The organism is Crossiella sp. CA-258035, from assembly GCF_030064675.1.
In the GTDB taxonomy this organism is placed as follows: Bacteria; Actinomycetota; Actinomycetes; order Mycobacteriales; family Pseudonocardiaceae; genus Crossiella.
Genome location: NZ_CP116413.1, coordinates 5,584,329 through 5,596,929, shown reverse-complemented (window position 1 = coordinate 5,596,929; position 12,601 = coordinate 5,584,329). Strand labels below are relative to the sequence as shown.

10 protein-coding genes are annotated in these 12,601 nt (G+C 71.5%); 2 read left to right on the top strand and 8 right to left on the bottom strand.

What is annotated here, in order from left to right; all coding sequences use genetic code 11:
- Positions 1–13 precede the first annotated feature (13 nt).
- From N8J89_RS25590 to N8J89_RS25570, 5 genes are read right to left on the bottom strand one after another with little or no spacing between them, the layout of a single operon-like run.
- Positions 14–607 carry an HPP family protein gene (locus tag N8J89_RS25590; protein ID WP_283659554.1) on the bottom strand — a complete coding sequence of 198 codons (594 nt, stop codon included), beginning with the start codon at positions 605–607 and terminating at the stop codon, positions 14–16.
- Positions 592–1,323, bottom strand: a complete 732-nt coding sequence (gene narI / locus N8J89_RS25585; protein ID WP_283659553.1) for a respiratory nitrate reductase subunit gamma — start codon at positions 1,321–1,323, stop codon at positions 592–594. Before narI ends, N8J89_RS25590 begins: the two co-directional genes overlap by 16 nt.
- A complete protein-coding gene (gene narJ / locus N8J89_RS25580; protein WP_283659552.1) occupies positions 1,320–1,934 on the bottom strand; it encodes a nitrate reductase molybdenum cofactor assembly chaperone in 615 nt (204 codons plus the stop codon). The genes narI and narJ overlap by 4 nt, the downstream gene beginning before the upstream one ends.
- Positions 1,931–3,487 (bottom strand): nitrate reductase subunit beta, encoded by a 1,557-nt coding sequence (gene narH, locus N8J89_RS25575; protein ID WP_283659551.1) that lies wholly within the window; start codon positions 3,485–3,487, stop codon positions 1,931–1,933. Before narH ends, narJ begins: the two co-directional genes overlap by 4 nt.
- Positions 3,487–7,179, bottom strand: coding sequence for a nitrate reductase subunit alpha (locus N8J89_RS25570; protein WP_283659550.1), 3,693 nt, complete (start codon positions 7,177–7,179; stop codon positions 3,487–3,489). Before N8J89_RS25570 ends, narH begins: the two co-directional genes overlap by 1 nt.
- Before the next feature lie 472 nt (positions 7,180–7,651).
- Here N8J89_RS25570 and mug point away from each other — a divergent pair, with 472 nt between their 5' ends.
- Positions 7,652–8,206, top strand: a complete 555-nt coding sequence (mug, locus tag N8J89_RS25565) for a G/U mismatch-specific DNA glycosylase (RefSeq protein WP_283659549.1) — start codon at positions 7,652–7,654, stop codon at positions 8,204–8,206.
- A 3-nt stretch (positions 8,207–8,209) separates the two neighbouring features.
- On the opposite strand, the gene lexA is transcribed toward mug, so the two are convergent.
- Positions 8,210–8,872, bottom strand: coding sequence for a transcriptional repressor LexA (gene lexA, locus N8J89_RS25560; RefSeq protein ID WP_283659548.1), 663 nt, complete (start codon positions 8,870–8,872; stop codon positions 8,210–8,212).
- A gap of 142 nt (positions 8,873–9,014) precedes the next feature.
- On the opposite strand from lexA, the gene N8J89_RS25555 reads away from it, so the two are divergent.
- Positions 9,015–10,775, top strand: a complete 1,761-nt coding sequence (locus tag N8J89_RS25555; protein ID WP_283659547.1) for a S8 family serine peptidase — start codon at positions 9,015–9,017, stop codon at positions 10,773–10,775.
- Here N8J89_RS25555 and N8J89_RS25550 read toward each other — a convergent pair whose 3' ends face one another.
- Together N8J89_RS25550 and N8J89_RS25545 are read right to left on the bottom strand one after the other, a co-directional pair.
- Entirely contained in the window at positions 10,776–11,468 is a 693-nt protein-coding gene (locus N8J89_RS25550) for a response regulator (protein WP_283659546.1), read from the bottom strand.
- A complete protein-coding gene (locus N8J89_RS25545; RefSeq protein WP_283659545.1) occupies positions 11,465–12,586 on the bottom strand; it encodes a sensor histidine kinase in 1,122 nt (373 codons plus the stop codon). Before N8J89_RS25545 ends, N8J89_RS25550 begins: the two co-directional genes overlap by 4 nt.
- Positions 12,587–12,601 lie beyond the last annotated feature (15 nt).

Below are 12,601 nucleotides of genomic sequence, written 5' to 3'. Positions count from 1 at the left end.
GAAGTAAAGAGCCTTAACGATTGTCGGGAACGCTAACGTCGGCCTGGCGGGGTGGACAAGGGTCGGTGGTGGGGTCGGCGGTGTGGGTTCCCACAGTGGTCGCCGGTGCGGCCGGCCGGATCCGCCACAGCGGGTAGCGGATGCCGCGGGCCCGGTTGAGCAGGCCGCCCAGCACGGTCAGCGCCAGCACGCTCACCATGATCATGGCCAGGTCGGCAGGCGAGCGCAGCAGGCCGAGGGCCACGATCAGCGTGGTGGCCCCGGCGGGCGGGTGCGGCAGCCGGAGCGCGGCCATGCCGCCACAGGTCAGGGCCAGGGCCAGCGCGGCGGCCCCGGCCCTGGGCCAGGTGATCGCGGTGAGGTCCGGCGGGGTGTGCAGCAGGCCGAACACGGCCAGGCCGACCGCACCGGCGAGCACGCCGATGAGGTGGCCCAGCACCGTGTTGCGCGGACTGGCCGGTTCGGCCAGCGGGGTGGCGAACAGCAGGTACGCCGTCGGCCCCAGGGAGGGGAACAGCATGGGCAGGTGGGTCACGATCGCCCCGGCGGCGATCACCAGGGTCACCACGCCCGCGGACACGGCCAGCCGGATCAGGGCTGCTCCCACCCTCGGTGCGGGGTGCGCGCGCCGATCCGCTCGCCGTCCCGGCTGCGGTAGACCACGTACGGCCGCACCAGGTAGGCCACCGGCGCGCTGAAGGCGTGCACCAGGCGGCTGAACGGCCACAGCGTGAACAGCAGCAGCCCGGTCACCACGTGCAGCTGGAAGCTCAGCGGCGCGCCCGCCATCAGCGCGGGATCGGGTCGCAGCAGGAAGATGCCGCGGAACCACACCGAGATGGTCTCCCGGTAGTCGTAGCCGCCGCCGATGCCGTTGGTCAGCACGGTCGCGGCCATGCCCAGCAGGATCGCCCCGCCCAGCGCGAGGTACATCAGCTTGTCGTTGCCTGAAGTCGCCCGGCGCACCGCGGGCACCCGCAGCCTGCGGTAGAGCAGGATGCCCAGCCCGGTCAGCGTCATCGCGCCGGTGATGGTGCCCGCGGTCAGCGACACCAGGTGGTACTCGTGTTCGGCCACGCCGAGCGATTCGGTGACCCACTTGGGCACCAGCAGGCCCATCACGTGGCCACCGGCGACGAAGAGCAGTCCGAAGTGGAACAGCGGGCTGCCGATGCGCAGCAGCTTCGACTCGTGCAGCTGGGAGCTGCGCGTGGTCCAGCCGAACTTGTCGTGGCGGTACCGCCAGATGGTGCCGCCGATCATGGAGGCGATGGCCAGGTAGGGCAGGATCACCCACAGCAGCAGGTCGATCGGGTTGGTCATCGGTGACTCTCCGCGCGCGTGGTGGGGTAGCCGAGCAGGACGGGTTCCATCCCGACCTGCTCGACCGGCGGGGTGGCGGACACGGTGCGAACCCCCTTGCGGGGCAGCGGAACCGTCGAGAGCAGCGCGCCGACCAGGCCGGTGTACTCGACGTCCACTGTGGACAGAGCTTGGTGCAGGCGGTCGATCGCGGGACGGAACTCCACCAGCAGGTCCCGGCCGGGTGTGCCGGTGAGCGCGGCGAACTCCAGCAGCACCGGCAGGTAGTCGGGCAGCTCGCCCTCGGTGAGCTCGAAGCCCTGCTCCCGGAACTCCTGCTTGAGCCGGGCCAGCGAACCGCCGCGGCGGCGGGTGTCGCCGTCGGTGTACCAGGTCAGGTGCAGGCAGCGGCCGGGCTTGGTGTCGAACAGCTCGACGTAGCGTGCCCCGGCCGCCACCGGACCGAGCCGTTCCAGGCCGTCCACCAGTGCCAGCACGGTTTCCCTTGGCGCGGCAGGGAGTTCGGCCGCCGCGGCCCGGGCCAGCGGCAGCTGGGCGAACAGCTCCGCGTCCGGGAAGTGCAGGCACAGCGCGGCGATGCGTTGCAACAGCCGGTGCTGCCGCGACCTCATCGGCCCCGCCCCAGGGTGGGGAACAGCCCGGCCGGGCGCTCGCCGTCCCGCCAGACGAACAGGTCGGTGCCCGAGGAGCCGCCGGGGCCGCCCATGCCGGGGCCGCCGTCGGTGTCCAGGCTGCACGTGGTGGCGATGCCCTCCAGGTCGTGCGCCCGGCCGATGCCGGAGGTGGGCACCACGTACCGGTCCTGGTACTTGGCGATGGCCAGCAGCCGGTACATCGACTGCACACTGGCTGGGGTCAGTCCGGCCACCGCCAGTGCCCGCTCGTCCGGCTCCTCGCCGAGGTTGACCGAGCGCATGTGCGCGCGCATCGCGGCCAGCTTGCGCAGCGAGGCCCGCACCGGGTCAACATCGCCCGCGGTGAACAGTTCGGCCAGGTACTCCAACGGGATCCGCAGCGCGTCGATGGCGCCGAAGAGGTTCCCGGCGTCCTCACCGTCGTGCCCGGTGCCGGCCAGCGCGTCCACCACCGGCGAGAGCGGCGGGATGTACCAGACCATCGGCATGGTGCGGTACTCCGGGTGCAGCGGCAGCGCCAGTCGGTGCTGCACGATCAGCTCGTGCACCGGGGAACGCCGCGCGGCCTGGATCCAGTCGTGCGGGATGCCCGCCTGGTCGGCCGCGGCGACCACCCTGGGGTCCCTGGGATCGAGGAAGACGTCCAGCTGCGCCTGGTAGAGCTGGTGCTCGTCCGCCACGCTGGCCGCCTCGCCGACCTTGTCCGCGTCGTAGAGCAGCACGCCGATGTAGCGCAGCCGCCCGACGCAGGTCTCCGAGCAGATGGTGGGCTGCCCGACCTCCAGCCTCGGGTAGCAGAAGGTGCACTTCTCGGCCTTGCCGGTCTTGTGGTTGAAGTAGATCTTCTTGTACGGGCAGCCGGTCACGCACATCCGCCAGCCCCGGCAGCCGTCCTGGTCCACCAGCACGATGCCGTCCTCGGCCCGCTTGTAGATCGCGCCGGAGGGGCAGGAGGCCACGCAGGAGGGGTTGAGGCAGTGCTCGCAGATCCGCGGCAGGTAGAACATGAACGACTGCTCGAACTCGAAGCTGATCTGCTTGCCCAGCTTCTCCACCAGCGGGTCGGACTGCGCGTGCTCCGGCGCGCCGGCCAGGCTGTCCTCCCAGTTGGGGCCCCACTTCGGACTCGTCGGCTTGCCGGTGATCGCCGAGATCGGCCGCGCGGTCGGGGTGTCCTCGCCCAGCGGGGCCTCGGTGAGGTTGCGGTAGTCGTAGGTCCAGGGCTCGTAGTAGTCCTCGAGCTTGGGCAGCTTCGGGTTGGCGAACAGGTTGAGCAGCCGGGAGAACCGGTTGCCGCCCTTGAGCTTGAGCCGTCCGTTGCGGCCCAGCTCCCAGCCGCCGCGCCACTGCTCCTGGTCCTCGTAGCGCCGGGGGTAGCCCTGGCCTGGCTTGGTCTCGACGTTGTTGAACCAGACGTACTCCACGCCCTCGCGGTTGGTCCAGGTCTGCTTGCAGGTGACCGAACAGGTGTGGCAGCCGATGCACTTGTCCAGGTTCATCACCATCGCCAGCTGTGCCATCACGCGCATCAGTAGGTCACCTCCTGCGAGCGGCGGCGCAGCACGGTGACCTCGTCGCGCTGGTTGCCGGTCGGGCCGTAGTAGTTGAGGGCGAAGCTGAGCTGCCCGTAGCCGCCGATGAGGTGGGTGGGCTTGATCTGCACGCGGGTCAGCGAGTTGTGGATGCCGCCGCGCCGGCCGGTGGTCTCGCTCTTGGGCACGTTCACCGTGCGCTCCTGGGCGTGGTACATGAACACGGTGCCGGTGGGCATCCGGTGCGAGACGATCGCCCTCGCCACCACGACCCCGTTGCGGTTGACCGCTTCCACCCAGTCGTTGTCGGCCACCCCGATCGCCTCGGCGTCGGCCTTGCTGATCCAGAACGCCGGTCCGCCTCGGGACAACGTCTGCATGATCGGGTTGTCCTGGTACTCGGAGTGGATGGACCACTTGGAGTGCGGGGTGAGGTACCGGACGGTGACCTCGGCGCCGTTGGGGCCGATCCGCGGTTCCTGGTAGAGGCGGTGCATGTCCAGCGGCGGCCGGTAGAGCGGCAGCTGTTCGCCGAGCTCGGCCACCCAGTCGTGGTCGAGGAAGAAGTGCTGCCGCCCGGTGAGGGTGTGCCAGGGCTTGAGCTGCTCGACGTTGATGGTGAACGGCGCGTACCGCCTGCCGCCGCCCTCGTCGCCGGACCACTCCGGGCTGGTCACCACCGGCGCGGGCCGGGACCTGGTGTCGGCGAAGGTGATCCGGTGCCCGGTGTGGTGTTCGGACAGCTTCCGCAATGGTTTGCCGACGCGTTCGCCGAGCACCCGGAAGCCCTCGTCGGCGATCCGGCCGTTGGTGGTGCCGGAGAGCGCGAGCACCGCGTCCGCCGCCCGCCGGTCGGTGTCCAGCCGGGGCCGTCCGGCGGCCGGGCCACCAGCGACCAGGCCGTTGGACTCGCCCAGCCAGCGCAGTTCCGGTTCCACCTCCACGGTGTAGCCCTTGGTGGTGGTGCCCAGCTTGTCCAGCAGCGGGCCCAGCGCGGCCAGCTTGGCGGCCACCGCGGTGTAGTCGCGCTCCACCACGGTCAGCGTCGGGAAGTTCACCCCCGGCACCGGATCGGACTCGCCGGTGCGCCAGTCCCGCAGCACGCCGCCGGGCTGGGCGACCTCGCCGGGTGAGTCGTGCTGGAGCGCGGTGACCACCAGGTCCTTGCGGGTGCCGAGGTGGTCCTCGGCCAGCTCGCTGAGTCGTTCGGCGATGGCGTGGAAGGCGTCGAAGTCGGTGCGCGCCTGCCAGGGCGGGTCGACCGCGGTGTTGAAGGAGTGCACGAAGGGGTGCATGTCGGTGCTGGAGAGGTCGTGCTTCTCGTACCAGGTGGCCGCGGGCAGTGTGACGTCGGCGAACAGCGTGGTGCTGGTCATCCGGAAGTCCAGTGCCAGCAACATGTCCAGCTTGCCCTCCGGCGGGTTGTCCCGCCAGCGCACCGACTTCGGCCGCTCCTCCGCCGGGGTCTCGGCGGCACGCAGGTTGGCGTCGGTGCCGAGCAGGTGGCGCAGGAAGTACTCGTTGCCCTTGGCCGAGGAGCCCAGCAGGTTGGCCCGCCACACGGTGAGCACCCTCGGCCAGTTCTCCGGCGCGTCCGGGTCCTCGCAGGCGAAGCCTAGTTTTCCCTGCCGGAGCTGGGAAAGCACGTGCGCGGCCGGATCGCTGCCCGCGGCTTCGGCCTCGTCCACCAGGTCGAGGGGGTTGCGGTCGAAGGTGGGGTAGGAGGGCATCCAGCCCATCCGGGCCGAGGTGGCCATGCAGTCCGCCGCGGTCATCCCGGCCAGCGTGCCCGCCGCGCCCGGCCAGGTGAGCGCGTCCGCGGTGACCCGGTCGTAGCGCCACTGGCCGGTGTGGGTGTACCAGTAGCCGGTGCCGATCATCTGCCGCGGCGGCCGGACCCAGTCCAGCGCGCCGGCCAGGGTCGCCCAGCCGGTGAGCGGGCGGACCTTCTCCTGCCCGACGTAGTGCGCCCAGCCGCCGCCGTTGCGGCCCTGGCAGCCGGTGAGCAGCAGCAGGGCCAGGAAGGAGCGGTAGACCAGGTCGGAGTGGAACCAGTGGTTGGTGCCCGCGCCCATCACGATCATGCAGCGGCCCTCGGAGCGGATCGCGGTGTCGGCGAACTCGCGCGCGATCCGGGTGGCCCGTTCGGCAGGCACGCCGGTGACCACCTCCTGCCAGGCCGGGGTGCCGGGCTGGTCCGGGTCCTCGTAGCCGGTGGGCCAGTCGCCGGGCAGGCCGTCGCGGGCCACGCCGTACTGGGCCAGCAGCAGGTCGTAGACCGTGGTGACCAGCTGGCCAGCCACCCGCCGGACCGGGACGCCGCGGCGGATGGTCTCCGCGGCTCCGGTGGGATCGTCGAAGCGGGGCAACAGGATCTCGGCGGTCTCGCCGGTCCCGGTCATGCTCAGCGCGGGGCTGATCCCGGCCAGGTCCAGGTTCCACCGGCCGGGTTCGTCCAGCCAGCGGAAGCCGAGCGAACCGTTGGGCACCAAGGGTTCCCCAGTGCTCTCATCCAGCAGCACGGTCTTCCAGTCCGCGCCCGGCTCGGCCGAGCCGAGGTCGGCGGCGGTGAGGAACTTGCCGGGCACCAGGCCCGCGGCGCGCTCGGTGAGGGTGACCAGGAACGGGAGGTCGGTGTAGCGGCGCACGTAGTCGGCGAAGAACGGCTCCTGCTCGTCCACGAAGAACTCGCGCAGCACCACGTGTCCCATGGCCAGCGCCAGCGCGGCGTCGGTGCCGGGGTGCGGGGCCAGCCACTCGTCGGCGAACTTGGTCGCGTCGGAGTAGTCGGGGGAGCAGACCACGACCTTCTGGCCCCGGTAGCGGGCCTCGGTCATGAAGTGCGCGTCCGGGGTGCGGGTGACCGGGACGTTGCTGCCCCACAGCATCAGGTAGGCGGCGTCCCACCAGTCCGCGGACTCCGGCACGTCGGTCTGGTCGCCGAAGACCTGTGGCGAGGCCGGCGGCAGGTCGGCGTACCAGTCGTAGAAGGAGAGCATCGGCGCGCCGATCAGCGCCATGAACCGGGAGCCGACCGCGTGCGAGACCATGGACATGGCCGGGATCGGGGAGAACCCGGCGATCCGGTCCGGCCCGTGCCGCTTGAGCGTGTGCACGTGCGCGGCGGCGACCATGTCCACCGCCTCGTCCCAGCTCACCCGGACCAGGCCGCCCTTGCCCCTGGCCCGCTGGTAGACGTGCCGCTTCATGGGATCGTCCACAATGGACTCCCACGCGGCGACCGGGTCGCCGTGCACGCGCAGGCCCTCGCGGTACATCTCCACCAGCACGCCGCGGGCGTACGGGTAGCGCACCCGCAGCGGCGAGTAGGAGTACCAGGAGAAGGAGGCTCCGCGCGGGCAGCCCCTCGGCTCGTACTCCGGCCGGTCCGGCCCGACCGAGGGGTAATCGACGTCCTGGGACTCCCAGGTGATGATGCCGTCCTTGACGTAGACGTTCCACCGGCAGGAGCCGGTGCAGTTCACGCCGTGGGTGGAGGGCACGACCTTGTCGTGGCTCCACCGGTCCCGGTAGAAGGAGTCGCCGTCGCGCCCGCCACGCCGGTACGTGACGCGCAGGTCGGCGGAGGTCTCGTCGCGACGCAGGAAACGGCCCGCTGAAAGCAGCAGGTCACTGGCGCGGTTGTCCGTGGTGGGAGTGGCGTTGACGCGCCGATTCCCCGCAGCCATATGCGGTTCCCCTTACATCCCCTAATTGCTGAACCCATTCGGAAGGTACGCCCATTCAGGTCCGCTTGTCCATCGTTGGAAATGTGAAGGCGAGATACACAGAATATGGGCGCATTGTCCGGTTGGAGACGATGTTCGCATTGCGTCCCTACTTTGCGGTGACGACTTCCGGCGTATCGTCATTGCCGGGAGGTGCCGGGATGAGCAGCGGAGAAAACGGACAATCGGATCGCGGTGCTCCGCCTGGCCGTGGCCGAGTTGGGCGGAAAGGTCCGAAATTGGTCTCGGCTGCGCCGATTGGGTTGCCCGGGGCCTGGCGGTGGGCGGCGAATCGGATTGGCAAGGTGGTGGTGCTGGTCGACGCTGGCGCAAACGTGCCACTCCAGGCAAGCGCGGCGCGCGGAAACCTGGTAGGGGCCGCGGCGGGATTCCAGGACTGCTCCGGTCCGCCGGGCGGGTAATATCGGTTGACGTGCCCAAACCGACCGCCGAACAACTGGCCGCCGCACATGACAGGACCCTGCCCGACGTGGTCGGACCCGGCCTGTCGGTGCTGTTCTGCGGTATCAACCCCGGCCTCTACTCGGCCGCTACCGGACACCACTTCGCCCGGCCGGGCAACCGATTCTGGCCCGCGTTGCACCGCTCCGGTTTCACCCCGCGTCAGCTGCACCCGTCCGAGCAGTGGGAGCTGCTGGACTACGGGCTGGGGATCACGAACATCGTGGCGCGGGCCTCGGCGCGGGCCGATGAGCTGACCCGCGAGGAGCTGCGCGAAGGCGGCCGGAAGCTGACCGCGCTGGCGGAGCGGTATCAGCCGGAGTACGTGGCAGTGGTGGGGATTTCCGCCTACCGGGTGGCATTCGACCGGCCCAAAACGGTCATCGGGCCGCAAACGGAGATTATCGGCGGTTCGAAGCTGTGGGTGCTGCCCAATCCGAGCGGGCTCAACGCGCACTACCAGGCGGACGCCCTGGCCGCCGCCTTCGGCGAGCTGCGGGCGGCCGCCGGGCTCCCGTCGGCCTGAGGCTCAGACGCTGCGCAGCACCGAGACCACGGTGCCCAGGATCACCGCGTTGTCCCCGTCGATCACCTGGTAGGCGGGGTTGCGCGGCTCCAGGTACACGTGCCCGCCGCGCCGCCGGTACACCTTGACCGTGGCCTCCTCGTCGATCATCGCGGCCACGATCTGGCCGGAGTGCGCCTCGGACTGCTGGCGCACCACCACGATGTCGCCGTCGCAGATCGCCGCGTCGATCATCGAGTCCCCGCGCACCCGCAGCCCGAACACGGTGCCCCGGCCGGTCAGCTCGCGCGGCAGGGTCAGCTGGTCGTCCAGGTGCTCGGCGGCGGTGATCGGGGTGCCCGCCGCGATGTCGCCGACCACCGGCACGCTCACCGAGTCGCCGTTATCGCGCCGGGCCGAGCTGTCCCGCAGGAAGGCGCGCACGTCGATCGGCCGGGACATGGCCGCGCCGCGCCGCAGGAAACCCTTGTCCTCCAGGGCGGCCAGGTGCTTGGACACCGAGGAGGAGGACTGGAGCCCGACCGCCTCGCCGATCTGCCGGGTGCTCGGCGAGTAGCCGTGCCGGAGCACCCAGTCCCGGATGGTCGCCAGGATCTGCTGCTGCCGCAGCGGCAGCGAGGCGGCGTCCAGGTGCTCGAACACGTCAAGATCGTCGTAGGCGGTCACCCGGGAAATGCTAGACGCCGCCGCTGGCCAGCCCTGATTGGGTACCACACCCACGGTTCCCGGCATTGTTGGCGGCGTTGATCCGGCTGGAGATTGGTGCTCCCGCGGCGCTGGCCGCGGTTCCCTGCACAAGGAGGATCCCGTGCGGATCAGAAGAGCACTGCTCGTGGCGCTGGGGGTGGTGGCGCTGGCTGCCACGGCCCCGGTCGCCCAGGCGGCCGGTGCACCGGCGGACTACCTGGTCACCCTGTCCGATCAGGCGACCGACCCGGCGGCCCTGGCGGCGGGCCACGGCGCCCAGGTCGGCCACGTCTACCGGCACGCGCTGTCCGGCTTCTCGGCGTCCCTGTCGCCGACCGCGGTCGCGGCGCTGCGGCGCGACCCCCGGGTGCGCTCGGTGGAGCCGGACGCGGTGGTGCGCACCACCGCGCAGACCGTGCCCACCGGCGTGGACCGGGCCTTCGCCACCGGCAACCCCAACCTCAAGATCAACGGCACCGCCGACTACAGCGTGGACGTGGACGTCGCGGTGATCGACACCGGGGTGGACGGCAAGCACCCCGACCTGACCGTGGTGGCTCGGGCCAACTGCGTGAACAGCAGCTCCTGCACCGACAACGCGGGCAGCGACGGCCACGGCCACGGCACCCACGTGGCAGGCAGCATCGGCGCCAAGGACGACGGCGCCGGGGTCACCGGCATCGCACCGGGCGCGCGGATCTGGTCGGCCAAGGTGCTCGACGACAGCGGCAGCGGGCAGCTCTCCGGCGTGGTCGCCGGCGTGGACTGGGTGGCCGCGCACGCCGATGAGATCGAGGTGGCCAACATGAGCCTCGGCTGCGACAACTGCACCAACGACGCGCTCAGCCAGGCGATCTCCAACGCGGTCGGCAAGGGCGTGGTGTTCGCGGTGGCCGCCGGGAACAACCACAAGGACGCCAGGACCTTCTTCCCGGCCAACCACCCGGACGTGATCACCGTGTCCGCGCTGGCCGACTTCAACGGCAAGCGCGGCGGCGGCGCGGCCGCCACCTGCCGGGCCGACCAGGACGACACCCTGGCCGACTTCAGCAACTTCGGCGCCACCGTGGAGATCGCGGCACCGGGCACCTGCATCCTGTCCACCCACCTCAACGGCAGCTACTCCACCCTCAGCGGCACCTCGATGGCCGCGCCGCACGTGGCGGGCGCGGCTGGCCTGTTGACCGCCAACGGCAACCGGGCGACCAACCGGGACGGCGTGCGCGCGGTGCGGCAGCGGCTGATCGACACCGCGAACACCGACTGGACCGACGACTCCGGCGACAACGTCAAGGAACCGCTGCTGGACGTCAGCTCCACCCAGGACTACCCGGCGGGCTCGGCCGACCCCGGCAGGCCGGTCGCCGCGTTCACCGCGAACTGCTCCACCAGCAACACCACCTGCTCCTTCGACGCCAGCTCCACAAAGGACCCCGACGGCAGCATCACCGGCTACGCCTGGGAGTTCGGTGACGGCGGCACCGCGACCGGCAAGACCGCCTCGCACAACTACGGCAAGGCCGCCCACTACAGCGTCCGGCTGACCGTGACCGACAACGACGGCAAGACGCACAGCACCCGCCGCCTGGTCAAGGCGGGCGACCTGCCGCCGACCGCCGCCTTCAGCGCCCGCTGCAACCGCGGCAGCTGCTCCTTCGACGGCAGCGCCTCCAGCGACGAGGAGGGCTCGGTCTCCGGCCACACCTGGAAGTTCGGCGACGGCACCACCGGCACCGGGGCCACCGTCTCGCACAGCTACCCGAACGTCGCGGCCACCTACACCGTGACGCTGACCGTGACCGACAGCCGGAACCAGACCGGCTCGACCACCCGGACCATCCGCTGCCACAAGCACATCAGCACCCCGCTGTGCTTCGGCTGATCACCTGAGCGCATCGCGGTGCGGCCGGTCCGGCGGTCGCACCGCGGTGCCCTGCCTGCTGACCAGCCCGCCGTCGTAGGCCCGGATGACCAGCTGGGCCCGGTCCCTGGCGGACAGCTTGGCCAGCAGGCGGCCGACGTGCGTCTTGACCGTGCCCACGCCCAGGAACAGCCGGTCGGCGATCTCGGTGTTGGACAGGCCGTCGGCGATCAGCCGCAACACCTCGGTCTCCCGGGGGGTGAGGCCGTCCAGCGAGTTGTCGCGGGACGGCGGTCGCTGGGCGCGGAACCGCTCGATCAGCCGCCGGGTCACCGTCGGCGCGAGCAGCGCCTCGCCCGCGGCCACGATCCGCACCGCGGCCAGCAGGTCCGCGGCCGAGGAGTCCTTGACCAGGAACCCGCTGGCGCCGGCCCGCAACGCGGCGTGCACGTACTCGTCCAGGTCGAAGGTGGTCAGGATGAGCACCCTGGCCGTGCCCTCGGCGCAGATCCGCCTGGTCGCCTCGATGCCGTCCAGCTCCGGCATCCGCACGTCCATCAGCACCACGTCCGGCCGGCAGCTCCGGGCCAGCTCGACCGCCGCTGTCCCGGTGCCCGCCTGCCCGACCACGCTGAGGTCCCCGGTGGAGTCGATCAGCGCGACCAGGCTGTCCCGCAACAACACCTGGTCCTCGGCGAGCACCACCCTGGTCACCGCGCCTCCTCGACGTCGATCGGAATCCGGGCCCGTACCGCGAACCCGCCCTCGGCCCTCGGCCCGGCGCTGAGCGTGCCACCGAACAGGGCGGCCCGCTCCCGCAGGCCGAGCAGCCCGTTGCCGCTGCCCGAGGGTTCGCCGCCGCGCCCGTCGTCGAGGACCTCGACCAGGACCGCCGGTCCGGTGCGGTCGACGAGCACCCGGCAGGAGCCGGTTTCCGCGTGCCGCAACACGTTGGTCAACGCCTCCTGCACGATCCGGTACACCGTGAGCCCCAGACCCGCGGGCAGTTCGCGGTCACCGCGCAGGGTGAGGTCCACGGCCAGGCCGGATCCGGCGGCCAGCCCTGGCAGGTCGGCCGGTCCGGGGATGGGGGTCAGCTCGGCGTCCGAGCGGAGCGCGCCGAGCACCCGGCGGACCTCGGCCAGGGCGCCGCGGCTGGTGGACTCGATGGTGCGCAGCGCCGAACCGGCGGCATCGGGGGAGCCGGGGCCGAGGTGGTTGGCCACGGTGGCCTGCACCGCGATCAGGCTCAGGCTGTGGCCGACCACGTCGTGCAGCTCCCGCGCGATGCGCAGCCGCTCCTCGGCCACCGCCCGCCGGGAGGACTCCGCGACCAGGTGCGCCGCGATCCGCCGCCGCCGGGCGACCGCACCGCCGATCCCGGCCGAACCGCCCAGCAGCACGGTGACCAAGCCGATCTCCACCGGCCAGGCCACCGGCACCTCCACCGGCAGGGTGGGCACGGCCAGGCCGGGCAGCACCCAGCGGTAGTAGGCCAGGATCGCCCCGGTGGCCAAGGTGATCGCCGTGCCCAGCACCGCCAGCGACCGCCAGGTCCGCCCGGCCACCGCGACCGGGTACAGCGCCAAGGCCGTGGGCAGGTAGGCGATCCAGACCACCCCGCCGCCGACCAGGCCCGCGACGGTGGCGGTCAGCGCGACCGCCAGGGCGGCCGCGAACGCCGCGAGCGGCCACCGACGCCTTGCCAGCACGGGAAATGCCAGTGCGCAGGACACCAGGAGCATCGCCCAGACCGGCCCCACGGCCACCCGGCCCGGCGGGTCCAGCAACGCCCAGAGCTGCACCAGGGCCAGCAGTGCCACGGCGACCATGAGCGGACCGTACCA

Bases quoted from the DNA above. Each gene is read 5' to 3' on its own strand.
- narI (WP_283659553.1), bottom strand. From the start codon at position 1,323: ATGACCAACCCGATCGACCTGCTGCTGTGGGTGATCCTGCCCTACCTG.
- narJ (WP_283659552.1), bottom strand. From the start codon at position 1,934: ATGAGGTCGCGGCAGCACCGGCTGTTGCAACGCATCGCCGCGCTGTGC.
- narH (WP_283659551.1), bottom strand. From the start codon at position 3,487: ATGCGCGTGATGGCACAGCTGGCGATGGTGATGAACCTGGACAAGTGC.
- N8J89_RS25570 (WP_283659550.1), bottom strand. From the start codon at position 7,179: ATGGCTGCGGGGAATCGGCGCGTCAACGCCACTCCCACCACGGACAAC.
- N8J89_RS25545 (WP_283659545.1), bottom strand. From the start codon at position 12,586: ATGGTCGCCGTGGCACTGCTGGCCCTGGTGCAGCTCTGGGCGTTGCTG.